Origin of the sequence: Duncaniella dubosii (assembly GCF_004803915.1) — a bacterium.
GTDB lineage: Bacteria > Bacteroidota > Bacteroidia > Bacteroidales > Muribaculaceae > Duncaniella > Duncaniella dubosii.
The window spans coordinates 3,550,373-3,573,137 of sequence record NZ_CP039396.1 but is presented as its reverse complement, the minus strand read 5'-3'; the positions used below and the strand labels follow the sequence as shown (position 1 = coordinate 3,573,137).

Here is a 22,765-nt window from a genome sequence, read left to right as displayed (position 1 = left end):
GCAAAAAAGCAGACAGAGAGAAAACAGAAGCTTTTCGATGCGTGGGTTACAAAGTTTAAGCTCGTGGATTTGGATTATAGTGGACGGTTTCGTAATTTTGCAGCTTGGCTGAGGGGGGATGTCTTCCAGCCGATTTTTGTCTAAATTTTCATCAATTGAACATATCTGAATAGAATTATGAAAGGAAAAATGTCACCCATGGTCATTTTGACCATTGTTCTGGCAGCCCTATTGCTTATCGCGGTCGGTTTCGGTGTGACGCAGGTTGCGTCGTTGAAATCTCAGGTGCAGGAAGCTCAGCTTGAAAATGAGGAATTGAAACTTTCGAACGAACAGCTCCAGCTGTCAAACGAATTTGATGTGCTCAATGCCGAGTTCCAGCAATATGAGGATCAGGCTCAGCGACTCGCAAACGACACTATCCTTGCAAAATATACAGCTGCAAAGGCCAAGGTCGAGCAGCTTATGCAGGAATTGAAGAGCGAGAAGGTGAAATCACAGGCTCGCATCAACGAACTTCAGAAAGAAATCGCCACACTCAAAAGCCTTCTTCGCCACTATATCGCGCAGATTGACTCTCTCAATAAGGAAAATGCCGGTCTTAGAGCCGAAAATCAGGAAATAAAGAGTCTGAATGAACGCCTTTCATCCCGAGTGCAGGAAGTTACCCGTACAGCAGAGACTCTGAGCGAGCGAATGACTCTGGCTGAGAAGCTCAATGTCACAGGCGTGTCACTGACAGGACTCAAGAAAAACGGCAAGACAGAAAAAAATATCACCAAGGCAAAACAGCTGATGGTGACGTTCACTATCCCCCAGAACAATTCGACTCCTGTCGGTGAAAAGACCATCTATCTCCGCCTCGTCAATCCTGAGGGGCAGTTGCTCGGCGGCGTGGGCTCGTTCAGTTTCGAGGGTAAGTCGATTCCGTGTACAGCCCGTAAATCCATCGAATATGCCGGCGAGGAGATTCCCGGAGTGAAAATCTATTGGGATGTCAACACTACTCTCACCCCCGGTGACTATACTGTCGAGCTTTTCACCGACGGCTACCGTCTGACATCACGTCACTTTACGATGAAAAAATAAACATCAGGAGCTTTCAGGCCGATGGCCTTCGTGCCGTCGGCCGGTTTTCTCCTGAAAAGTCTCCTGAACAACAATGGAACAATTCTGGCACATAGTCAACAATGTCGAGCTCAACACGACATCGGCAATTTTTCGTATAACACTCAGTCTGCTTCTCGGCAGTGTGATAGGTATAGAACGCAAGCGCAAAGGGCAGATGGCCGGACTGCGCACGTTCTCGCTGATTTCGATGGGTGCCTGCATTGCGATGATGCTTTCGATTTATGTGTGTCAGGAGACAGTGGGGCTTCTTCGAGGTGACCCAAGCCGAATAGCCGCTCAGGTTCTGTCGGGTATCGGTTTTCTCGGTGCGGGAACTATAATACAGATGAAAGGGTCGGTCCGCGGTCTGACGACGGCCGCCGGCATCTGGATAATCGCGACCATAGGCATGGCCGTGGGCTGTGGGCTCTATCTTATTGCAGTGGTGGCGACAATACTGGTGCTTGTAGTGCTTACCATTCTCGAACAGATTGAACATCGTGTCAATGTCGGGAATGAGGCGCGCACAATCAGGCTCAAGGTAAAGGGGATAGTGAAGACCATAAAGCCATATCGCGATGTTCTCGAACGCTACAATATCCATCTTTCAAGGGTCTATGTGGAATATGATTACGAGGCTGATTCCACGCGGCTCAATCTTCTGATTCTGATCCGTGAGCATTCCGATTTCATAGAGGTCTTCTCAGCTCTCCACGATGTGCATCCTACAATCTCAATCTCGCTCTCCAATCAGGCTGATCTCTCCTGAGCGGAGAAACACACTATAATGAATTACGCTTTCTATTATGATACTCAACCTGATTCTCGCAAACGCCGCCGTCGCATCAGAGACGTTCAATGTCGAGGGACTTATCCGTGACCTCGCATTCATACTGATTCTCGGGGCCGTAACGACTCTGGTGTTCAAATGGCTTAAACAGCCGGTTGTCCTCGGCTATATTGTCGCCGGTTTCCTTGCCAGTCCTCATTTCGAATATCTTCCGTCGGTAAGTACGGAAGACAATATCGAGTTCTGGGCACAGATAGGCATCGTGGTTCTGCTGTTTTCGCTCGGGCTTGAATTCAGTTTCAAGAAACTTGTCAATGCCGGAGGTTCGGCTGTCGTCACGGCTCTTTTTATCGTCTGCGGAATGATGGGTGCAGGTTTTGCGGTCGGTCATGTGCTTGGCTTTTCCCATATCAACAGTCTTTTTCTCGGTGGCATGCTATCCATGTCGTCTACCACCATTATTATAAAGGCTTTTACCGATCTGAACCTGCGTCACCGCAAATTTGCGTCGCTTGTGTTTGCCGTCCTGATTGTCGAAGACCTTTTTGCTGTGTTAATGATGGTCATACTGTCGTCAATCGCGATAAACAACAGTGTGGAAGGCGGTGAAATGCTCTACAGTGTCAGCAAGCTTGCTTTCTTCCTTATAATATGGTTTGTCGTGGGAGTGTTTGTGCTTCCATCGCTTCTCAACTCCCAGCGGAGATTTCTCAATTCCGAGACTCTTCTCATCGTGTCGATGGGACTGTGTCTCGGTATGGCGGTTTTTTCCGTGGCGTGTGGCTTCTCTCTGGCTCTCGGAGCGTTCGTCATGGGCTCGATTCTTGCCGGGACGAGCTTTGCCGAGCGTATCGAGAAGGTCACACTTCCTGTCAAGGATCTTTTTGGCTCAGTCTTTTTCCTCTCGGTCGGCATGATGGTCAATCCGCATATAATTGTCGAATACTGGGGGCCGATTCTTTTCCTGTCGGCGGTCGTGATTGTCGGCATGATATTTTTCGGCACTACCGGCATGCTGCTGACCGGACAGTCTCTTCGGGTTGCCATAGAGTCGGGGTTCTCGTTGACGCAGATCGGAGAGTTCGCTTTCATTATCGCATCGCTTGGCATGTCGCTCGGAGTCCTTGACCCGCAGATCTATCCTATAGTGGTTGCAGTGTCGGTGGTGACTACATTCACCACTCCGTATTTCATCCGTATGGCGGGACCGGCATGTGATTTTGTCGAGGCGCATCTGCCAAAGCGTCTCCATTTCCTCATTGACAGATATACAGAGGACGCGACGACTTCGGCAAGCGCGACAAAACAGCTTTGGATGTCTCTTTTCAAGCGCTATCTGTGGCGCGTCGTGCTTTACTCGATGGTGCTTATCGCGCTCTGTATAATATCACTCGACTATCTTCAGCCACTTTTTACTGGTATTTTCCCTTCGTGGGGACGCTTCGTGACCACTGTAGTGGCTCTAATATTAATGTCGCCGTTTCTGCTGGCCATGACCTATCCGGCCTCGAAGAAAACTGAGCGCGAGCGTCTTGTGGCTGCCAACGCACGCTACGACGTACCACTTATCATAATGACTATCGTCAGGTTGCTGATTGCTATGATTCTGGTGGTCTATCTTCTAAGCTCGATCTATTCTATGGCCGTCGGCTGGACTATCGGTGTGGGGCTCTTCTTTATTCTCGCACTCTCGTTTTCAAAATCAGCCCACAGGCGTATGGTCAGAATCGAATCTCGCTTTATCGACAATCTCAATGAGCGTGAGCTGCGCCGTAGCGGAGCGAAAAACCGTCTTGTCCCCAATATGCACCTTGCCTACATGACCGTCGGCTACCAGTGTCCTTTTGTCGGCGAGCAGCTGAAAAATTCCGGACTTCGCAGCCGCTATGGAGTCTCGGTGTCGTCGATTCAGCGTGGTGGACGCATGATTATGGTGCCCGGTGCTACCGAACGAGTTTTTCCCGGAGACGTGCTCGGAGTGATAGGAACTGACGAGGAGATACAGAGACTTCTTCCTGTGGTAGAAGCCAATAGCGAGGATGAAACCGCATCCGCGACTTCGACAGATGTGAAGCTCACAGGCATACTTCTTAAACCGACATCGCCGCTCATTGGCAAGACAATAGTCAGCTCTGATTTCCGCAACACATGGGAAGCGCTTCTGGTTGCTGTCCAGCGTGGCGACGAGTATCTGCAGCCTGATGTGTCGATTGTGTTCACCGCAGGCGATACAGTGTGGGTGGTCGGAAATCTGAAGCGTATTTCAGCTATCGAAGGTTAAGGGGCTATTAGTCCGAAATTCCTGAAATTTGTCTTATAAAGACCTCATTTTTGCATGATTCTTGGAAAGACCGATAAAACATCGTATCTTTAGGCCATCAACCCGTGAACTTTTTCCTGTTTACAGTGTTTTAACATTGTAAATTCATAACAACCTTAAAAATTATAAAAAGAATGAAAGCTTTAAACATCGTTCTCGCAGTTATCGGCGGCGCTGTAGCCGGCGCAACAGTTGGTCTCCTTCTTGCTCCCGAAAAGGGCGAAAAGACTCGTGACAACATCGTGAAGTATCTCGAAAGCAAGGGTATCAAGCTGCAGAAGAGCAAACTTGAAGAACTTGCCGACGAAATCGCCGAGGAAATCAAGAAGTAATCCGCTCTACCGATTGTTGCCCCCGGTTTTTCCGGCATACGGCAACTGAATCATAAACGCTCAATTTGTAACACATAATTAACATTCTTTACCGATATGTCAAATCTGTCATTGCTTTATGCCTTTATCGGCGGTGCTATCGTAGGCGCGGGTGCCGCAGTCCTTTTCGCTCCTGAAAAGGGTGAGGATGTGCGTGCGCGCATCACCGAACTTCTCCGCAAGAAGGGTATCATCTGTTCCGACAACGAAATCGATGCCCTCGTCGAGCAGCTTACAACTGAAATTGACGACTGATATATAAAGGTATAATACCGACCCGAATATTTAGCTTACAGGCTCGTGTCGCATCCCCATGCCTTTCGTTTGGTCGGATGTGGCGCGGGCCTGAAGTCGGGATTATATAATTCACACGTTCTTATTAGTTATATGTCTGATAAACAAAATCAAATCCATGCTTTCTGGGCCGAAATCAAGGACGCGCTCAAGTTGAATGTCAACTATGCGAAGTTTACCGCAGCCGAAAAGCTGACACTTCTTCTGACGACTGTCACATTTGCCCTGATCGGCTTTGTGCTTATCTCATTGTTTATGTTTTTCCTGTCGATTGCCATCGTGCGTTGCATTGCGACAGGAACGGGGTTGATATGGGCTTATTTTATAATGTGTGGGTTCTATGTATTTTTGCTTGGTATTGTCATTGCATTCCGCAAGCAATTGGTCATAAATCCGATTGCACGCTTTATCTCCCGTCTGTTTTTCAATCCCTGATTTATCAATCATCCTGACATCGATAAAATGAGTAATACTACGACAAAACAACTTCCTCACGAAAAATCGGAGTGGAATGGCTATACACTTGAGGAAATCCGCTATATGCGCGCTTATACGGCCGCCCGTATGGAAATAACGCGCGACCGTCTTCAGCGTAATTTCGGAAATCTGAAGGACTATGGTCCTGTATCGAAAACCGGTCTTCTTGGCAAGGTGCTTGGTACGCTCAGCTATATCGACATTGCCATCATCACCTACCGTATCGGCAGCCGTGCACTGCGCACAATGCGTTTCCTGCGTGGAAAACGCTGATTGGTGATGTCTCACTCCGCCATACCATCAAATGTATAACCCAAAATAGTGCATATATTAACAAGTGAACGATTATGTTGAAGTGCGTCTTGATCTGACACCGTGCGACGAGACGCGTACAGATATACTTGCCGCTGTCCTTGCCGATGGCGGCTTTGAAAGTTTTGTCGCTGATTCTGAGGGCTTGACAGCTTATATAAAGGCCGAGTCATACAATGCCGATGCCGTCAGAAAGCTGATTGCCGATTTTCCGATGGAGACGGCGTTTGAAATCGGCGCAACCACTGTCGAAGGCCGCGACTGGAACAGCGAATGGGAGAAAAACTATTTCCAGCCTATTGTGATTGACAACCAGTGTGTCATCCACAGTTCATTTCATAAAGATATCCCCGAATGCCGTTACGACATTGTGATTGATCCGAAAATGGCGTTTGGAACAGGCCACCATGCCACCACGTCGCTGATTCTCCGACAACTGCTTTCGATGGACCTGTCGGGAATGAAGATTGTCGACATGGGAACCGGCACAGGAATCCTTGCCATTCTCGCTTCCATGCGCGGTGCGGCACGTATTGAAGCGATTGAAATCGATGAATTCGCCTTCAACAATGCTGTCGATAATGTCCGTCTTAATTTTGCCGAAAACATATATCTGCATCTTGGCGATGCCTCGGCTCTCAGGCTCATAGGGAATGTCGGGCTGTTCATCGCCAATATCAACCGCAATATAATCACAGCCGACCTTCCGGCCTATACTGCCACTCTTGCTCCCGGTGCGACAATGCTTCTGAGCGGATTCTATGAAGAGGATATTCCTGTGATTCTTGCTGTGGCTGAACCGTTGGGTCTCGCTTACAAGGAACACCATACGCTTGACAGATGGTCTTGTCTGGTGCTTGAACTGAAAAAATGATAATTCAGACTCCACGGCCAATGCTGTCGTAGTCTTTTTTGTTAATTATTCGCCGTTATTATCTATAATGGCGAATTTTTTTAATCGGAATTAAGAATTTTTATGTAATTTTGCGCCTTAATTGATTCTTATCGCGAGATATGTTAAAAAACAGTGTTGAGTAGCATTGTATCCGACCGGCTTTCTTGTCCACTGTTCTCCGCATCCGCTGATATAGTAACTTGGTTATTCCATAAAGATTAAGTATACAAATGAATTTTAACGGTTCAATTGATTTCAGGCCGAAATTGGTTTCGGCATTGAAAAATTATTCGGCAGACAAGTTCAAGAATGACCTTGTGGCCGGTATTGTCGTGGGTATCGTCGCTCTTCCTCTTGCAATTGCGTTTGGTATTGCAAGCGGTGTAAGCCCTACAGTAGGTCTGATTACGGCTATAATCGGTGGTTTTATTGTTTCTGCTGCCGGCGGATGTACGGTTCAGATAGGTGGTCCTACAGGTGCGTTCATCGTCATTGTCTATAACATTATAGCCTCTTTCGGACTCGAAGGTCTTGCCGTGGCTACGTTTATGGCAGGTCTGATATTGGTGGCTCTCGGATTTTTCCGCCTCGGAACGGTCATCAAGTTTATCCCTTATCCTATAGTGGTCGGTTTTACCGCAGGTATTGCACTCACAATATTTTCGACACAGATAAACGATTTTTTCGGTCTCGGACTGAAAAACGTCCCGAGCGAATTTATTCCGAAATGGGGTGCGTATATTTCCAATTTCGGTAATATCGACTGGGTTACCCTTTGTGTGGGACTGGCTGCTCTTGCCATCATCATTGTAACTCCGAAGGTGTCGCGCCGTCTGCCGGGAGCGCTTATCGCAATCATAATCGTCACAGCTGTCGTAGCTGTTGTGCCGGGTATCAGCGTCGAGACCATCGGCGACCGGTTCGGTTCGTTGTCAACCGACATCCCGCAGCCTCATGGATTTGAACTCAACATGGCGACTATCAACCGTCTTCTCCCGTCGGCATTTACAATTGCCATTCTCGGAGCTATCGAGTCGCTTCTTTCAGCTACAGTCGCCGACGGTGTGACAGGTACACGCACTAACAGCAACACAGAACTGATAGGGCAGGGTATGGCTAACATTATCGTGCCGTTCTTCGGCGGAATCCCTGTCACCGGTGCAATCGCACGCACAATGACAAACATCACAAACGGTGGCCGTACACCTGTCGCAGGAGTTGTCCACGCTATCGTGCTTTTCCTTATTTTCCTTTTCCTCATGCCACTTATCAATCTAATTCCGATGGCATGTCTCGCCGCCGTGCTCATTGTCGTGAGCTACAATATGAGTGGCTGGCGTACGATCCGCTCGATTTTCCACAACCCCAAGAGCGACATCTCCGTGCTCGCGGTAACATTCCTTCTGACCGTAATCTTCGACCTGACGATTGCGATTGAGATGGGTTTGCTGCTGGCTGTAATACTCTTCCTGCGCCGTGTCATGGAAAATACGGAAATCAAGGCTTACTCCGGTCAGCTTGACATCGACGAAGGTTCTGAGATGGCACACCACGAGGTGCTTGATGTCAATCCGGGGGTTGAGGTCTATGAAATCGACGGCCCGTTCTTCTTCGGCGTGGCTACCAAGTTCGATGAGCTTATGCGCAGCAGTATGGGGCGCAAACCTCTTGTCAGAATCATTCGCATGCGTAAAGTGCCTTTCATCGACTCAACAGGAATCCATAACCTTGAGACTCTCATTAAATCCTCGCAGGAGGAAGGAATCCATGTGGTTCTCTCCGGTGTCAAGGAAAATGTGCGTACCGCTCTTGTCAATGCCGGAATCAACCGTCTCATAGGTGAGGATCATATCTGCTCTCACATCACCAAGGCTGTAGAGATGGCCAACAGGATTGCACCTGCATCCTCGACCGTTTCAGCTGCAAATGCGTGAAATGAAAGCCATCAGCCTTACGCGCTGACTCCTGATTAAAGGCAATCCGTTAAGTTATATTAGGTATAGTTTCTATTTTCAGTGGCCTGTCTGTGTCAAGACCGGCCACTGATTTTTAGCTACTGTCCGTTACCACGTGATTTGGCAAAGTGGGAGAATTAATCTAAATTTGTGGTCAATTAACCGGCGTCATTGCCATTGTTCGGTTGCAATGTTGCTGCCGGTGATAATTTCTATTTGTCTATGCTTGAAATTACATTTGAAGTTTTTGACACAATAAAGCATTTGGAGTCGTTCTGGAAGGAGTCAGATGCACTGGCCTCCGCTATGATTGCCGATGGAAGGCTGCCAAGGATTGAATATACGTTCTATCAGACTTTTCGGTGGAACGAATTTGTCGAACGTTATTATTCTAGCCAGCCGGCTGTCAGGCTTGGACTGAAACATATAGAATACATTCTTGTCAGGAAGGACGGAAAGGCTATGGCGATTCTGCCGCTGATGGTCTATAAATCAGGCAAGGTAGAGATGACTTCATGGCGTACGTCAGGTATAAACAACGTTGTCTCAGTCTACAACAATGAGCGTCATGCCGATGTGTTCAAAGCTCTTATCGGCTATATCCGCGGGCGCTATCACGGCAAAAAGCTGCGCCTGTTTGAGCTTCCGCCCTCTACGCCGTTCACTGTGGAGCTTTCGGCCATTCCCGGCGCATCTTACACCGAGCGGGGCAGCTACCACATACCACTCTCCGATTTTGAAGATTTCGATGCCTACTATATGTCGCTCAACAAGAAACTGCGCCACAACATCAAGACGCGCAGCAACCATTTCACCCACGGCGATCTGACATCTGAGCTAAAAGTGTTCACGCGCGAAAATCCTCCTTTCAATGATTATTGGAAAAAAATCTGGCGTCTGTTTTTCATGCGTAAGAACGTATGGCGAAAGCGTGACATCACGTTTTTCCGCAAACTTGTATGCTCATGGGAAACCCGAAAAGAGTGTTCAGGCGGAATGAAAACACGGAGTTTCAGCGAACTCGACGAGACAGTGCTATTCGTATTCGAGATCAACGGAGAGCCTGCGGCCTTTGCCTTCCTTTATCTGTCTGACGGTTATATCGTCGTGCCCAAACTTGCCATTGACACCGAACAGCGCGCCCACGCTCCGGGCATTCTTATGCTCAAGGAAATAATGAAGTGGTGCTACGACCGCGGAGTCCGAGATTTCGACCTCTGCCGTGGCGAAGAACCCTACAAGCAGCAGATGGGAGCCGTCAACCAGCCCGTCTGCCGCGTGATGGCCAAGCTGTGATTGATATACGGTAAATCCTATAGGAAGATGATTTAATAACCGCGAGGCGCGGGGAATACGTGGCCATTTCACAACGGGCATCGAAGATGTCCGCTAAAAACATGATCATAGATTCAATCAAGATATTGGTCAATACCTTTGATTGCTTTTATTATTCCCTCTGAATTTCGGTTTTTTAATATGATATGATTATCCGAACCATTACCTCTCTGTGTGTGGTATAGGTGATATTGGACAGCTGCAAAACGTAAATCACATTTTTTTACTCCTATGCGACTTAACCTGAATAAGAAATCGGAATCTTCGTGTCCCCAGCCTGTGAATGTTTCATCAAATCCGTTTACGGCTATTGCATCGTTGCGCCAGAATGCCATATTGCATCCTATCCCATAATAACTATGAGGTTTGAAATTATCTAAAAACAATTTTGAAAGCGGACGAAATCTAATACACTTTATCCTATCTTTCAAAATACCTCTTGTCATAATATTAATATTCTTATGCTTATGGGTCGCACAGATTTTGTTTGTCAATTTCTCGTCTAAACGTACGCGACATCCATTTACGACATAGCCTTTACGAATAACTTTTTTATGATCTTCAATGAATTTTGGATGTAGCATCATGTCTCCATCTATCATTATGATATAATCACATGTGCTTTTTGCTATAGCCTTATTCCGTATAGCTCCCGGTCTAAAACCTTCATCTGGTTGCCATATATGTCTGATTTTCGATCCGATTGTGGAATCTTCTTTCCAATGTTCTATAGCATTGGTTGTATCATTTCCAGAACCATCGTCTGCAATAAGGATTTCATCAGGTAGTATAGTCTGATTTTTGATACTGTCCAAAACTACATCTAAAGCATCCGGTCTATTGTATGTGGTCATAATAAGAGCGATACGCATAATAATTACAGAATTTTATTCATGTTTGATACTAACTTCATCCTTATCCATGCGCTGCATATAGCTTTGGATTAGGGCACACATGTGGTTGAACATATCCTGCTCGATGTCCTTTGGCATTTTTCCTTTGAGGTTTTCTTTGAGAAGTGGATCTTTCTTGTAATTGTAGATTTCTGAAATCTGCTGGTTTTCCATGCGCATGACATAGTCACCCTTGAAATATTGAGGGTAGAAATCCCAGTTGAAAGCCCACATGTCTTCCACCGGCGTGTTTAATACATCTTTGCCAAATGCTATATACGGTTTGTCGTAGCCGAGATAGTTGAGCATTGTCGGCATTATGTCCATCTGCTGGACGATGCCGGGCTGACGGCCTTGGGGTAGTTCTCCTGACGGATCGTAGAATATGATGGGTATGCGGAATCCTCCGACCTCACCGAAATATACTTCGTGGGTGCGTTTGCTGCTTGCATGGTCGGCTGTGATGATAAAGATTGTGTTGTCGAACCACGGCTGTTTGCGTGCGCTCTCGAAGAATCTTTTGATGGAATAATCGGCATATCTGATGCACTTGTGGAGCTTGTGGAGACCTTCGTCAACAAAAACATCTTTGTATTTTTCAGGAACAGCAAACGGATGATGCGAGGAAAGTGTGAATATGCTTGCCATAAATGGCTGTGGCATCTTGCTGAGCTCGGCGCAGAAGAACTGAAGGAACGGTTCGTCCCAAATGCCCCATTTACCGTCAAACTCCTTCATTCCGCCGAAACGCGGGTCGGCGACAAACTCGTTTTTGCCGAAATATCTGTCGACTCCGGCCTGTTTTATGAATGCGTTGAATCCAAGCGACTCGTTGTCAGCGCCATGAAAAAACGCTGTGGAGTAGCCCATTTTTTTTACCTCGCTCGCAAGCGAGTTGATGTGGTTGAGGGAGTGGGGCGATAATACAAACGGGCGGTCCATGCGTGGGATTGAGGCGATGACAGCCGGAAGCGCGTCAATGCTGAAACCTCCGTTTGCAAATGACTGCTCGAAATACATGCTGTGTTGCAGGAGTGAGTCGGTAAACGGTGTATATCCCTTGTAAGTTCCGTTGTCGAGATCCTTGTTTAGCGCTCCGACAAATTCCTGCGCGAAACTTTCGACTATGAGTATCACGATGTTCTTCTCGCGTTTTACAAGGGAGTCGGCGGGTACATGAACCGGAGAGTAGACGGCTGAAAGAGCGGCTTCATCCTTGAAGAGTATAGGCGTTTTCTCAGCCATCTGGTTGACTGTGCGGATTATTGAGAAGGGCGTGTTGAGGACGATGCCTGTCTGGATGGGTTCACTGGCATACTTGTGTGCATAGTTGACCGAAATCGGTCGGGTGGCAGTGAAGAATGTGTTTCCGCGCATGCCGAAAATCGCTAACGGAGTCATTACGATGAGTGATATGACCTGTGTCAGATAGTATCGTTTGAGCGGCTTCACAGGTGTGCCGGGTTTTCGGTAACACTTCCATAGAAAGATGGTCATGAGGATGGTGAGTATCACAAGATACCAGTGTCCGGCGATTTCACTGCCGACTATTCCTCCGAGATTGTTGTCGCCCTTGAATTCCTGAAATATAGCCATCGAAGTGCGGTGCTTTCTGAACTCGAAGAAGACTGAATCAGCGAAATTCATTATTATACACGCCGTATTGATGATGACATAGAGTAATTTGGTCAGCATCCAGAACCATTTTTTCTCTTTGAAGTGGAAAGGAAAAAGGTAGAGAAGTATTACAAGCGAATTGGTATAGAATATGGCTGAAGTGTCGAAACGCCAGCCTCCCAGCGAAAGAGTCCAGAATGTATGCCACGAAAGATTCGCGCTATATAGACTCCAGTTCTCGAAGATGAATGCCAGACGGCATATTTCGTAACATATATATACCCACAGAAGATTCGATATCAGTCTGACAGGGTTTGAGTCAAACCATCTGTATCGTTCACTTCTATAGTTGTAGCTGTAATATGTTTGCATTGGTTCTATGTGTTAAGATTATTTTTTATCTGTTGGCTAAATCCTCATAAAGTTTCTGAAGTATCGCACGTCCTTTCTTTTCACGTCCGGGATCAGATCCTTCGATAGCATCGCCGGAAACGTTGTCGACTATCGTTACACCGCGCTCGTCGGTAAACATGAAGCCGTTGGTGTATGTGTGAAACGAAAACGGTTCGCTGTAGGAGTCGGCAAGGACGTCGCGGCTGAACAAGAATTCGTCGTGAGGGAGGTTCATCTGTCCGAGCAGTGTTGCCGCGAGGTCAGTCTGGCTCATCAGAGTGTCGATGCGTCCGCTTTCGGCAAGAGCGCCTCCCGTGAGCAAAATAGGAATGTGGGCGTATTTCTGACGTGAGACAGGGTTATGCGAAGCGTTATACCCGTGGTCTGCCACGCATACGACAAGGGTATTGTCCCATGCCGGAGTGGTTTTGAGCCGGTCGATAAATTCGCCGAAACAGTGGTCGGTATAGGCAAACGAGTTTCCTACTTCATCGTCAGGCAGACGGTTGTAAGGGACGGTGAAAGGTTCATGGGAGCTTAGTGTCTGGAAGGTGGTGAACCACCGTTCGCCTCTTTCGGTTTTCTCTTTGATGTCATTTAAAATATAGTCGAACATGTATCCGTCCTGTATGCCCCATTTGCATGTCGGGGCTGACGATGGAAAATCCTTTTGGCTGACAAGAGTGTCGTGGCCGGCGGCGAGATAATAGTCCGACTTGTGCATGATGGTCAGTTCGCCGCCGTGAACGGCTGTGGTGACATAGCCTTCCTTTTTCAGTCTGCGCGGGAGTGCGGGGAGATTAGGGAGTTTTCGGGTATAGCGGATCACGCTCGTGGTTGGCTGCCCGAGATAGCCACTTAGCAGACAGACAAGGCCTCGGTCGGTGCGGAAACTTCCGGCGGTGCAGCGGGTGAAGAGTATCCCTTCATCGGCGGCTATGCGGTCGACATTGACAGCGACATTCTCCTTGCCTCCGAGCGAGGGTACGAATTCCGCCCCGAGGCTTTCCCAGATGACAAACAGGATGTTCGGCCTGTCGGTTCGGAGCAGCTTCCTTTTTGGACGGCCGGATGTCGGAAATAGGCGTGATGTTATTTCCTCACACTCCTTGTCATCGAAAAATCGGAATTTGCCTTTGAATTCATCTTTTGTGCCTAACGAATAGATGAGATTGTAGGCCGGATTGAGCGCCAAATGGTTGAAAAACGGATTTTTGCTGTAGTAGACGACGCTCGGATTGTTGGGCCTGATTTTCAGTCCGCGTATTATTGCGAACAGACATCCTGCGGCTACGATGAATATGCAGAATGTCAGCAGACATTTCCACCACACCATCCATGAGCTGTCAAGCAGCGTTGCCGAACATCTGACCGTGATTATCTGTGTCCCTGCGAAAAATATCCCTGCGACTATGAACGCAACCGAGAATGCCGCGACGAGATAACCGGCCGACACACTGGCAAAAGCGCCTTTGAGTGAACGGAGATAGACAAAGACCGACGAATCAAGTTTGTAGTTCCAGAATTTATATAGCAGTGTGTCCGACACGCATATCAGCCCGACTGCCAGTGATATGATTATATTATAGACTGTCAGGACTATAGCCACGTTGAAGCATGGCAGAAGTGTATGAATCGCGCTCACAATCAGAGGAAATGCGGTTAGATATGACGCTATTATGAAGTCGGAGACAAGTCCGTGGGAGTACACCTGCACAATATCCTTGGCCGTTGTTTTTTCGGCATTGACATGCCTGTTGTACAATCCGAAAAACGGCTTCTGTATCACCTCGAAAAAAAGTGTGCAGAAGATGAAATATATCAGTGCGAATAAGACGAATCCAGTCATGATATCGGTCGGTTTATGAATGTTTCGGAACTGATGTTGCCGAAGCGGCTTCTACGGTCTGACGGATTTTTTCAACTATGGTGTCGGCTGCCAGTTTGCGCATGCAGTCGAAATGTCTCTTGGGGCAATCGGGAGCTCCGCCGACCGAACAAGGCTGACATTCGATGTTAAGGCAGACCACCCTTCCGGCCTCCTGTCCGTAGCCCATGAATCCGCATGCCGGAGTGGTGCTTCCCCAGATGCTGATGACATGTGTGCCTGCAAGCGCCGCCATGTGCTGGTTGGATGAATCCATGCTGACCATCGCATCCATCGCACCCATGAGGGCTATCTCGTCTTCGAGCGGATATTCTCCGGCGAGCGATGTGCAGCCGGATGTCGCCGCCACCCATTCTTTCAGCCGGGTCGCTTCAGCTCCTCTCCCGCCGAACAGGTAGACGTTATATCCTCCTGCTGTCAGTTTTGAGATGACTTCGCGCATCTGACTTTCGGGATAGGTCTTGTTTGAATAGCGGGCAAAGGGAGCTACTCCGATTGCAGGGTGCTTAGGCTCAAACGGCAGAGCCGGGGAGTGGTTCTGATACAGGCTCTTGAACGTCAGGCTGACAGGATAGCCGAGTTCGGCAAACACCTTTGCGTAGCGGTCGATGAACGAAGGCTGCGGTTGTCCTGTCCGGAACAGTTCCGAGCGTTTCCCGCGCATCTTGTCGACCATGACAACCTTGACTCCGCGAAGACAGAAGTATCGGTCAATTATCCATGATCGCAAGACATTGTGGAGATCCGCAACATAGTCCGGCCTCAATTTGCCAAGTCGGCGTAGAAGACGGATTGTCCCTCCGACCCCTTTGTAATCCTTATTGAAATCCACGCCTATTACATTAACGTTGTCCGGCGCGTTGATGAACAGTCTCGCAAAGAATGGACGTGTGACCACATCGATATTAAGGTCAGGATAGCGTGTGGCCAGTGAATATATGGCCGGCACGGTCATGGCCACGTCTCCGAGGGCTGAAAACCGAATAATCAACATGCGCTTGGATACCATTCTTTGTAAAGTGTTAGAGGTGAATAGGATTAAGGGTGAAGTGGAAGCTGGCCTGTGAGCCTGAAATAGCGTCCGGCTGTAAGCCGGGCAATCAGCAGCTCGCGGTCCGGGTCACGGAAGCGGTCGACATACTCATGGGCATGTCGGATTATCGCTTCGGCCTTTTCAGGATTGGCAATATAGAATTCAAGCTTCTCGATGAGGTCTGAGTAGTCGGGCTTGATTTCGATGTAATGGTAGTCGGGGATGAGTTTTCCCTCCATGAACCAAGATTCGATGCGGGGACGTGGCATAACGGCTACAGAGTTTGACGACATCACCCATTTGAGATTCGTCGCGACATCGTTTCCTTCTATTGTCGCGATGAATTTGAAATCGAGCTGATCCTCCATAGGGATATAGGGCTTGACGAACCGTGGATTTTTAGTGTCACGGTTAATCTGTCCGGCATCTACCATCGGATGGTCGATGTATTTCTCAAGGAAAAGCTCGCGGTGGGGCTGCTTGCGCACGACGTTGCGAAACACAATCATGTCACGCTTCTCGCGGAAACTGCGCGTGTCGTTGATGAAACGGAAATGGCGCACTTTGTTGAGCGGCAGAATCACCGTGTTGCTTTTGCCCTGCGTGATAGGACGGGTCTTTGCGAATGTCGGTGTAGGCAAGTCCCACGCCACATCGCCCATCAGATACGAGAACCGCAGTTTTTGGGGAAAACATCTCACGCATTCATAGAGGTCAAAGAAATATGTGGTGTGTTTTTTCTTTGCCTTCCATGGAAAACGGAAGCCTCCGACAGTCACGGAATTCCTGCTGTCGACTTCCGAACCCTCTGCGCAACGTGCATAGTAGTCCACACGATGGCCGATTTCGTCAAGCTCCTCCTGTGACAGATGTTTCAGCTTCAGACCATATATGGTTCTGAAAAGTGCATCCGGAAGGATGTAGCGTGAGAAATTCTTCGTGTAGTACGATATGCGCTGATAGCCCTTAATGAGTGAGCGGAAATCGGTGCGGATTCTCATCTGCGCGTAAGTTTTCTTATTATGCTTGCTTGTTTAGTTCCCGTAGATATGCTTCAACGCCGTCAATGTCCTTGCGGTTGTCGACGGAGAGCGACTTGCAGTGACAATTGTAGTAGTAGATTGGCATGTGGTTCTCAAGGAAGCGGAACGAGTCGTTTTCCTCGATTTTCTCAATCGGGCCACGGGGGGTGTTGTGGTAGAAATCGAGTGCTTTGCGAGTGAAAGCGCCGACACCAACAAACTTATGGAACACATAGTCCATCGCACCCTTGGGATAGGGGATAGGGCTACGAGAGATGAAAAGGCAACGGTCGTCTTTGGCTGTCACAATCTTGAGGTTGGTGGCATCGACCACCTCGACAGGATTGCTGAAGTCGGTCATGAGGTTTGACACGAAGAAGTCATCAGCCTTGAGTCCGTCGGGAATACACTGAATGATGGCCTCGCGTGTGAGAAGAGGCTCGTCGCCGTTGACCATTACGTATAGGTCGGCTGCGATGCGGGTCGATACTTCGTAGAGGCGTTCAGTGGCTGTGTCGTGGTCGGAACGTGTCATCACGACTTTGGCACCGAACTTTTCAGCTGCGACCTTGATTTTTTCACTGTCAGTGGCTACATAGACCTCTTCGAAAAGTTCGACTTCTTTACAATGGTCATATACCCATTGGATCATGGGCTTGCCACAGATAAGGGCGAGGGGTTTTTCGAAGAATCGGCTTGATTCGGCACGTGCCGGAATCACACAAATTATTTTCATTTGACAGGGTTTACGGGTTAATATGTTGTTTTTTCAGAAATTTCTTTACCTTATTTATAGCGCCAGCGTCTGTGTGACCACAGCCAGAGTCCCGGACGGCGGCGTATGGTGTCCTCAAGCATCTCAAGATAGCGGCGCGTGTAGGGCGAATCGCCCTCTGTGGATTCAGGGCAGATTTCCTTCACTGTGAAATGGTAGTGTCCGCGTCCGGTCTTTTCGACATCCAGATAGAGGTAGGCAGCATTGATTCGGTTGCCGATTTCCTCTCCGCCGGGGCTGAAAGGTGTCATCTGGTTGAGGAAAGTGGTGCGGTGGTGCGACACGTTGAGATTTGACCTGTGGTCAGAAATGAAACCGACAATGAATTTACGGTCTTCGTTGCGCCAGCGGACGAGCGAGCGGAACACCTGTTTCTGCGGGACGGAAACCGGATTGAAGCGCGAGCGCACTTTTAGCATGAGGCGGTCGAAAGCCTTGTCGTGCTGAGGCTTGTAGACCTGTGCGCAGAATTCGGGGGCTTTGAAGTGGCGCACGACCGACGGCACCCACTCCCAGTTGGCATAGTGGCCGAGATAAAGCACCACGGGATGACCATCGTTGATGTATCTGTCGACGATCTCTCCGCCGGTGACTGTGATGCGTTTGTCGGCCTGTCGGTCCGACATGTTGAGCAGTTTTATTGTCTCTACGATATTGTCGGTGAACTGATGATAGAAATCTTTTTCGATATCAAGCAGTTCGCGCTCGCTTTTTTCGGGAAATGAATTCCGAAGGTTTTCACGTATGACTTTGCGGCGATACTTCACACCCTTCGCCATTACGAGATAGAGCAGGTCGCTCAGTCCGTATAGCAGCGGGAACGGAAGTAGCGAAAGCGCTCCGAAAGCTCCCCTGTAAAGTGCATATCTTAATTTTTCGCGCATAGATTCTGTCTGATTTTATTGACAACCCTTCGCGTAGCTCCGGCATTTTTGCTGACATAGACGGCTGCTTTGTCGGCAATCTCACGCAAGCCCTCGTCATCGTCCTTCAGGCTACGGAACCATTCATCGAGAGCTTCGGGAGTTGCGGTTATCCGGCCTATACCAAGTTCTATCATGCGGCGTGTGACAGCCTTGCGGTTCACATTCGGTCCGAATGCAACCGGCAGGCCATAGACGGCGGGTTCAATCACGCTGTGGAGCAGACGGGTAAAGCCACCGCCGACATACGCCCATGTCGCATAGCGGTAGATGTAGGCTAAAGCCCCGACAAAGTCGATGATCAAAGTCTGGGTGTCGCTCAGATCCGACTCTGGTGTGCAGCGTGAATAAAGCTCGGTTTTCCCTTGGAGATTTTCTTCAAGGTGGCGCAATATCGACGGACTGATTTCATGGGGGACAATGATGAAACGGGTGTCGCGATGTCTGTTTGCGAGTGTTGTCACCAGTCTGAGATCCTCGTCATCGTGAAGGCTTCCTGCGATGAACACCTTTCGCCCATCCGTGAAACGTTCGATGATCTTGTCTTCCCACGGAGTGGAGGCGACAAGAATTACATTGTCAAACAGCGGGTCGCCGTTGACTGTGACATCGCTGACTCCGATTTTGTCTAACAGCTGTCGTGATTCCTCATTAAGAGTGAAGATTTCATCGAAATAGCTGATGCTTTTACGGAAGAGATGACCATACCATTTGAAAAACGGCCCGTTTTCACGGATTACCGACGATACGAGATAGGCCGGGATGCCGCGTCTGTGCAGCTCCGTCAGATAATTGTGCCAGTATTCCGACACCATGAACACCGCGCATGCCGGACGGATGGTGTCGAGAAAATGCCTTACATTGGCCGATGTGTCAAACGGAAGATAGAGCACTCCGTCAATGCCTTCTGGCATATTTTTCGTAAGCGCCTCGTAGCCGGTGGGAGAGAAAAATGTCACTACGATGTTGCAGTCACACTCGTCTTTGAGGAGTTTGATTATCGGACGGGCTATTCCGAATTCACCAAGCGATGCGGCATGAATCCACACCGTAGGGCGTTTGGAGTCAAGCCTTTCTGCCACGATGTCCACTTCGCCTGACACCTGTCGCTGTCCACGGGCGAAACGGATAAATTTTGATGGCTCAGCGCTACGCACCGTCTTCGCGATTGCGAAGATTGCACGCCGTCCTAATCTCATTCCTAAATCATATATCTCAAGCATTAAGCCGGTCGGTAGGGATAAAAAATGAGTGGCTCTCCGCCGGATGTCGCGATGGAAAATGCCGGAGACGCCTTGTTTAAGACTACAAAATTACGATAAATGTTTGAATTAATTCAACAATTTTTGGCTAATTTTGCAATGGAAACCCCTACCGGAAGAACATGGAAATAAAATTTGAACCGATAATAGCCGGGGCTGCCCCTGCGCTTCAGGTTGTAACCATTGAGGCGACAGTCAAAAACAGTCCGACAACTGATGAACTTTGGAGCATGATCGAACGCGCGGCCGCCGACCTTCGGGAAGTGACCGAGCTTGCCGACATCAACAAGCGTCCTGCAATCAGGGCTACACGCGAGGCATACAAGGCCTGCGGAAAAGAACCGAACCGCTATCGTCCGTCATCGGAGGCTTTGTCGCGCCGTGCGGTAAAGGGGTTGGAGCTTTACCGTATCAATACCCTTGTCGATCTTATAAATCTCGTTTCACTGCAGTCCGGTTATTCGATAGGCGGTTTCGATGCCGACAGGATTGAAGGCGGAGTCATGACTCTCGGAGTGGGACGTGAAGGTGAGCCCTTCGAGGGAATCGGGCGCGGTGAGCTTAACATAGCCCACATGCCGGTCTATCGTGATGCGGTCGGTGGCGTGGGAACTCCGACAAGCGATAACGAGCGCACGAAACTTAGTCTCGATACAACTAACCTGCTGATGTGTATAAATGTCTACGGCGAGGAAATGCCGATTGACGATACGATCGCGCTAACACTCTCGCTGCTTGAAAAATATGCCGACGCAAGCGATATAAAAGTCGATATTTACAAACCTGAAAAAAATAGTGAGCCATGAAAACACTTAGAATTTATCCAACAAGCATCAACGACAGGTATCTTGACGAAGTGGTCGATTGTCTGCGCGACGGAGGAGTCATCATATATCCGACCGACACGCTCTATGCCATCGGCTGTGATGCGCTCAACAATTCCGCTATCGAGCGCCTTTGTAAAATCAAGGGTGTGAATCCTCAGAAACAGGTGCTCTCGGTTGTCTGCGACGGTATATCGATGGCGAGCGAATATGCCCGCATCGACAATGAGGCGTTCCGCATACTCCGCACGAATCTGCCCGGCCCGTTTACTTTTATATTGCCGGCTGCCACGTCGCTTCCGAAGGTGTTCAAAGGCCGCAAGGAGGTTGGTATCCGTGTTCCGGATAATCCGATAAGCCGCGCTATCGCCGAAAGACTCGGACATCCCATTCTCTCATCGTCGCTTAAAGTCGATGACGAAGTGCCGGTGTTCGATGCCCACGAGCTTGCCGCTACTTTCGAGGGGGTAGCTTCGCTGCTTATTGACGACGGAGGCTCTAACGGCGACGTAGGCATTGACCCCCATCCGTCAACCGTGGTAGACCTTACCGACAGTTCATCGCCTGAAATCATTCGAGAAGGGTGCGGAGAACTTCAGTAAGAGTCCGGGCTGAGTACGAAAAATATCCTGTCAATCATTATTTTTGCGAGAGAAATGAAAATTGTAAGATATAGCCCTGAGATGAAAGGGGTGTGGGATGACTTTGTGGAGATGTCTAAAAACGGCACGTTCCTGCTGAAACGTGACTACATGGAATATCATGCCGACCGTTTCCCCGATCATTCCTATCTTTTTCTTGACGACAACGGCTCTGTCGCCGCTCTTCTTCCGGCCACACTGCGTGAAGGCAATGTGCTTTCAAGTCATGCGGGGCTGACTTATGGCGGTCTTGTGATGAGTGTCCGCACTTCGGCTGTTGATCCTCTTGAGATGTTTGGTCTGCTGAGGGAGAGATTGCGCGAGGAAGACATCAGAAAACTCGTCTACAAGGCTATCCCCATATCTATCACCGTCAGGGTGCGGAAGAGGACCTTTATGCGCTGTTCAGAAACAATGCGCGCCTCAGCATCCGCAATCTTTCGACCGCGATAAACCTGCGCGACCCGATTCCGTCGTCGCGTCTTGGGAAAAGAGCCGAAAAGCGCCGTCGCAAGTGGGACATACGTGTAAGCGAGACTGACACGTCGGATGAGTTCTGGGATATAGTCATCGAGGATCGCAGGCTACGCCACAACACCCGTCCTGTACACACAGCTGCCGAGCTTAACTATCTGAAAAGCCGTTTCCCTGAAAACATCAGGTTTTACATCGCTACAGATCCGGCCGGCGAAGTGCTCGGCGGAGCGGTCATATACCTTGACCGTGGCGTGATTCATCTCCAATATGCCGCATGTACGCAAAAAGGGAAGGATATGTATGCTACCGATGTCATTTATCATGACCTGATACTCCATATCCTTCCCGGAAACAATTATTTCGATTTCGGAATTTCAAATGAGGACGCCGGACGTTATCTCAACGAAGGGATGATTCATCACAAAGAGGAGTTCGGCGGTCGCTCGGTGGTCTACGACATCTATGAGATGGATGTCTGACCGTCGGTTTTCTCAAGCATTCTTACATTGTGGCGGAAAATCTTCCTGATGGTGCTCCATTTCGGGAAGAAGGCCGAGGGGCGCACACGGTTGTAGCTGACGATTATGACGAGTAGCGTCACAAGCGCTACTATGAGAAGCCAGCCGTAGATTTCCTTCATTGACACGACAAGAGCGTGACGCTGCACCATTCCGTAGACCTCACAGTCTATGGCCGTATTGGTGTCGGTTATCGCCGATGAAAGCAGTGATGCGTTCTTGTGCTGTTGGTTTCGGCCACAGTGAATAACTCATCGAGAGTGACCACTGAGGCTGACTGCCCTTGACACACAGTCCACCGCCCGCCAAGGTTGCAAGGAGCAACCCTGTGAGCAATCTGGAATTGTTCATAAGGTGGATTGGTGATGAAAAATATATGTGTGATTTTGATTGGAGTCTTGCGGCCGATATGGGATAGACGAAGACATGTGACCTGACCTTGAGATAGCTACGTGGGGTCAGGCCACTACATGATGCAGATTATTGCGTACTCTTCCAACTCTCTTTGTACGCGTAATTTCTGACTGCGGCCGGCTTCTCGCCGGTAAAATGTGGAGTTTTGTTCATAGACGGCGGTCTTTGTGACCGTGGGTGCAAAGTTACGAATTTTTTTGAAAAATCTCAACGGGAATTTTTTTGC

Annotated in this window: 24 protein-coding genes; 14 read left to right on the top strand and 10 right to left on the bottom strand. The window is 48.8% G+C overall.

Features of this window, described 5'->3' with window-relative positions; translation table 11 throughout:
• The first annotated feature begins 198 nt into the window (after nucleotides 1-198).
• From E7747_RS15860 to E7747_RS15815, 10 genes are all read left to right on the top strand, one after another.
• Nucleotides 199-1,089 carry a hypothetical protein gene (locus E7747_RS15860; protein WP_136416969.1) on the top strand — a complete coding sequence of 297 codons (891 nt, stop codon included), beginning with the start codon at nucleotides 199-201 and terminating at the stop codon, nucleotides 1,087-1,089.
• A gap of 73 nt (nucleotides 1,090-1,162) precedes the next feature.
• A complete protein-coding gene (locus tag E7747_RS15855; RefSeq protein WP_123613302.1) occupies nucleotides 1,163-1,879 on the top strand; it encodes an MgtC/SapB family protein in 717 nt (238 codons plus the stop codon).
• A 37-nt stretch (nucleotides 1,880-1,916) separates the two neighbouring features.
• Entirely contained in the window at nucleotides 1,917-4,181 is a 2,265-nt protein-coding gene (locus tag E7747_RS15850; protein WP_136416967.1) for a cation:proton antiporter domain-containing protein, read from the top strand.
• A gap of 173 nt (nucleotides 4,182-4,354) precedes the next feature.
• Nucleotides 4,355-4,552, top strand: a complete 198-nt coding sequence (locus E7747_RS15845; RefSeq protein ID WP_123613304.1) for a YtxH domain-containing protein — start codon at nucleotides 4,355-4,357, stop codon at nucleotides 4,550-4,552.
• A 96-nt stretch (nucleotides 4,553-4,648) separates the two neighbouring features.
• Nucleotides 4,649-4,846, top strand: coding sequence for a YtxH domain-containing protein (locus tag E7747_RS15840; protein ID WP_123613305.1), 198 nt, complete (start codon nucleotides 4,649-4,651; stop codon nucleotides 4,844-4,846).
• Nucleotides 4,847-4,978: 132 nt separating this feature from the next.
• Entirely contained in the window at nucleotides 4,979-5,320 is a 342-nt protein-coding gene (locus tag E7747_RS15835; RefSeq protein ID WP_123613306.1) for a hypothetical protein, read from the top strand.
• A gap of 27 nt (nucleotides 5,321-5,347) precedes the next feature.
• A complete protein-coding gene (locus tag E7747_RS15830; protein WP_123613307.1) occupies nucleotides 5,348-5,635 on the top strand; it encodes a hypothetical protein in 288 nt (95 codons plus the stop codon).
• A gap of 64 nt (nucleotides 5,636-5,699) precedes the next feature.
• Nucleotides 5,700-6,548: a 50S ribosomal protein L11 methyltransferase gene (gene prmA / locus E7747_RS15825; RefSeq protein ID WP_136416965.1), complete on the top strand. Its 849-nt coding sequence runs from the start codon at nucleotides 5,700-5,702 to the stop codon at nucleotides 6,546-6,548.
• A gap of 251 nt (nucleotides 6,549-6,799) precedes the next feature.
• Entirely contained in the window at nucleotides 6,800-8,503 is a 1,704-nt protein-coding gene (locus E7747_RS15820) for a SulP family inorganic anion transporter (protein WP_136416963.1), read from the top strand.
• Between the two features lie 243 nt (nucleotides 8,504-8,746).
• Nucleotides 8,747-9,820, top strand: a complete 1,074-nt coding sequence (locus tag E7747_RS15815; protein WP_136416961.1) for a GNAT family N-acetyltransferase — start codon at nucleotides 8,747-8,749, stop codon at nucleotides 9,818-9,820.
• A 113-nt stretch (nucleotides 9,821-9,933) separates the two neighbouring features.
• On the opposite strand, the gene E7747_RS15810 is transcribed toward E7747_RS15815, so the two are convergent.
• From E7747_RS15810 to E7747_RS15775, 8 genes are read right to left on the bottom strand one after another with little or no spacing between them, the layout of a single operon-like run.
• Nucleotides 9,934-10,731, bottom strand: coding sequence for a glycosyltransferase family 2 protein (locus tag E7747_RS15810; RefSeq protein ID WP_123613311.1), 798 nt, complete (start codon nucleotides 10,729-10,731; stop codon nucleotides 9,934-9,936).
• A 15-nt stretch (nucleotides 10,732-10,746) separates the two neighbouring features.
• A complete protein-coding gene (locus E7747_RS15805; RefSeq protein ID WP_136416959.1) occupies nucleotides 10,747-12,741 on the bottom strand; it encodes an LTA synthase family protein in 1,995 nt (664 codons plus the stop codon).
• A 25-nt stretch (nucleotides 12,742-12,766) separates the two neighbouring features.
• Complete coding sequence (locus tag E7747_RS15800) at nucleotides 12,767-14,611, bottom strand: LTA synthase family protein (protein WP_136416957.1); 1,845 nt, start codon at nucleotides 14,609-14,611, stop codon at nucleotides 12,767-12,769.
• A 13-nt stretch (nucleotides 14,612-14,624) separates the two neighbouring features.
• Nucleotides 14,625-15,659, bottom strand: a complete 1,035-nt coding sequence (locus E7747_RS15795; protein WP_136416955.1) for a glycosyltransferase family 9 protein — start codon at nucleotides 15,657-15,659, stop codon at nucleotides 14,625-14,627.
• A 29-nt stretch (nucleotides 15,660-15,688) separates the two neighbouring features.
• The gene (locus E7747_RS15790; protein ID WP_136416953.1) at nucleotides 15,689-16,684 is read right to left on the bottom strand and encodes a glycosyl transferase family 90; all 996 of its coding nucleotides are present in this window, start codon (nucleotides 16,682-16,684) and stop codon (nucleotides 15,689-15,691) included.
• Nucleotides 16,685-16,703: 19 nt separating this feature from the next.
• On the bottom strand, nucleotides 16,704-17,441 hold the full coding sequence (locus E7747_RS15785; protein ID WP_123613316.1) for a 3-deoxy-manno-octulosonate cytidylyltransferase: 738 nt from the start codon (nucleotides 17,439-17,441) through the stop codon (nucleotides 16,704-16,706).
• A gap of 50 nt (nucleotides 17,442-17,491) precedes the next feature.
• Entirely contained in the window at nucleotides 17,492-18,364 is an 873-nt protein-coding gene (locus E7747_RS15780; RefSeq protein ID WP_136416951.1) for a lysophospholipid acyltransferase family protein, read from the bottom strand.
• Nucleotides 18,349-19,602: a 3-deoxy-D-manno-octulosonic acid transferase gene (locus E7747_RS15775; protein ID WP_228449208.1), complete on the bottom strand. Its 1,254-nt coding sequence runs from the start codon at nucleotides 19,600-19,602 to the stop codon at nucleotides 18,349-18,351. Before E7747_RS15775 ends, E7747_RS15780 begins: the two co-directional genes overlap by 16 nt.
• 185 nt (nucleotides 19,603-19,787) lie before the next feature.
• Here E7747_RS15775 and E7747_RS15770 point away from each other — a divergent pair, with 185 nt between their 5' ends.
• Genes E7747_RS15770 through E7747_RS15760 form a run of 4 tightly spaced genes read left to right on the top strand, consistent with a single transcriptional unit; the run spans nucleotide 19,788 to nucleotide 22,086 of the window.
• Nucleotides 19,788-20,471 (top strand): B3/B4 domain-containing protein, encoded by a 684-nt coding sequence (locus tag E7747_RS15770; protein ID WP_136416947.1) that lies wholly within the window; start codon nucleotides 19,788-19,790, stop codon nucleotides 20,469-20,471.
• Nucleotides 20,468-21,091 carry an L-threonylcarbamoyladenylate synthase gene (locus E7747_RS15765; protein WP_136416945.1) on the top strand — a complete coding sequence of 208 codons (624 nt, stop codon included), beginning with the start codon at nucleotides 20,468-20,470 and terminating at the stop codon, nucleotides 21,089-21,091. Before E7747_RS15770 ends, E7747_RS15765 begins: the two co-directional genes overlap by 4 nt.
• A 54-nt stretch (nucleotides 21,092-21,145) precedes the next feature.
• Nucleotides 21,146-21,583 (top strand): hypothetical protein, encoded by a 438-nt coding sequence (locus E7747_RS17160; RefSeq protein ID WP_228449207.1) that lies wholly within the window; start codon nucleotides 21,146-21,148, stop codon nucleotides 21,581-21,583.
• The gene (locus E7747_RS15760) at nucleotides 21,493-22,086 is read left to right on the top strand and encodes a GNAT family N-acetyltransferase (protein ID WP_317130235.1); all 594 of its coding nucleotides are present in this window, start codon (nucleotides 21,493-21,495) and stop codon (nucleotides 22,084-22,086) included. Before E7747_RS17160 ends, E7747_RS15760 begins: the two co-directional genes overlap by 91 nt.
• On the opposite strand, the gene E7747_RS15755 is transcribed toward E7747_RS15760, so the two are convergent.
• Both E7747_RS15755 and E7747_RS15750 read right to left on the bottom strand, forming a co-directional pair.
• Entirely contained in the window at nucleotides 22,068-22,277 is a 210-nt protein-coding gene (locus E7747_RS15755; protein WP_123613322.1) for a hypothetical protein, read from the bottom strand. The genes E7747_RS15760 and E7747_RS15755 overlap by 19 nt on opposite strands.
• A gap of 10 nt (nucleotides 22,278-22,287) precedes the next feature.
• Complete coding sequence (locus E7747_RS15750; protein WP_136416941.1) at nucleotides 22,288-22,476, bottom strand: hypothetical protein; 189 nt, start codon at nucleotides 22,474-22,476, stop codon at nucleotides 22,288-22,290.
• Between the last annotated feature and the right edge of the window lie 289 nt (nucleotides 22,477-22,765).

What these genes read in the sequence shown, in the direction of transcription:
- E7747_RS15815 (WP_136416961.1), top strand. Translation starts at nt 8,747, where the DNA reads ATGCTTGAAATTACATTTGAAGTTTTTGACACAATAAAGCATTTGGAG.
- E7747_RS15750 (WP_136416941.1), bottom strand. Translation starts at nt 22,476, where the DNA reads ATGAACAATTCCAGATTGCTCACAGGGTTGCTCCTTGCAACCTTGGCG.
- E7747_RS15765 (WP_136416945.1), top strand. Translation starts at nt 20,468, where the DNA reads ATGAAAACACTTAGAATTTATCCAACAAGCATCAACGACAGGTATCTT.
- E7747_RS15850 (WP_136416967.1), top strand. Translation starts at nt 1,917, where the DNA reads ATGATACTCAACCTGATTCTCGCAAACGCCGCCGTCGCATCAGAGACG.
- E7747_RS15785 (WP_123613316.1), bottom strand. Translation starts at nt 17,441, where the DNA reads ATGAAAATAATTTGTGTGATTCCGGCACGTGCCGAATCAAGCCGATTC.
- E7747_RS15805 (WP_136416959.1), bottom strand. Translation starts at nt 12,741, where the DNA reads ATGCAAACATATTACAGCTACAACTATAGAAGTGAACGATACAGATGG.
- E7747_RS15790 (WP_136416953.1), bottom strand. Translation starts at nt 16,684, where the DNA reads ATGAGAATCCGCACCGATTTCCGCTCACTCATTAAGGGCTATCAGCGC.
- E7747_RS15845 (WP_123613304.1), top strand. Translation starts at nt 4,355, where the DNA reads ATGAAAGCTTTAAACATCGTTCTCGCAGTTATCGGCGGCGCTGTAGCC.
- E7747_RS15810 (WP_123613311.1), bottom strand. Translation starts at nt 10,731, where the DNA reads ATGCGTATCGCTCTTATTATGACCACATACAATAGACCGGATGCTTTA.
- E7747_RS15795 (WP_136416955.1), bottom strand. Translation starts at nt 15,659, where the DNA reads ATGGTATCCAAGCGCATGTTGATTATTCGGTTTTCAGCCCTCGGAGAC.
- E7747_RS15820 (WP_136416963.1), top strand. Translation starts at nt 6,800, where the DNA reads ATGAATTTTAACGGTTCAATTGATTTCAGGCCGAAATTGGTTTCGGCA.
- E7747_RS17160 (WP_228449207.1), top strand. Translation starts at nt 21,146, where the DNA reads ATGAAAATTGTAAGATATAGCCCTGAGATGAAAGGGGTGTGGGATGAC.
- E7747_RS15775 (WP_228449208.1), bottom strand. Translation starts at nt 19,602, where the DNA reads ATGAGATTAGGACGGCGTGCAATCTTCGCAATCGCGAAGACGGTGCGT.
- E7747_RS15800 (WP_136416957.1), bottom strand. Translation starts at nt 14,611, where the DNA reads ATGACTGGATTCGTCTTATTCGCACTGATATATTTCATCTTCTGCACA.
- E7747_RS15780 (WP_136416951.1), bottom strand. Translation starts at nt 18,364, where the DNA reads ATGCGCGAAAAATTAAGATATGCACTTTACAGGGGAGCTTTCGGAGCG.
- E7747_RS15830 (WP_123613307.1), top strand. Translation starts at nt 5,348, where the DNA reads ATGAGTAATACTACGACAAAACAACTTCCTCACGAAAAATCGGAGTGG.
- E7747_RS15855 (WP_123613302.1), top strand. Translation starts at nt 1,163, where the DNA reads ATGGAACAATTCTGGCACATAGTCAACAATGTCGAGCTCAACACGACA.
- E7747_RS15835 (WP_123613306.1), top strand. Translation starts at nt 4,979, where the DNA reads ATGTCTGATAAACAAAATCAAATCCATGCTTTCTGGGCCGAAATCAAG.
- E7747_RS15860 (WP_136416969.1), top strand. Translation starts at nt 199, where the DNA reads ATGGTCATTTTGACCATTGTTCTGGCAGCCCTATTGCTTATCGCGGTC.
- E7747_RS15755 (WP_123613322.1), bottom strand. Translation starts at nt 22,277, where the DNA reads ATGGTGCAGCGTCACGCTCTTGTCGTGTCAATGAAGGAAATCTACGGC.
- E7747_RS15840 (WP_123613305.1), top strand. Translation starts at nt 4,649, where the DNA reads ATGTCAAATCTGTCATTGCTTTATGCCTTTATCGGCGGTGCTATCGTA.
- E7747_RS15770 (WP_136416947.1), top strand. Translation starts at nt 19,788, where the DNA reads ATGGAAATAAAATTTGAACCGATAATAGCCGGGGCTGCCCCTGCGCTT.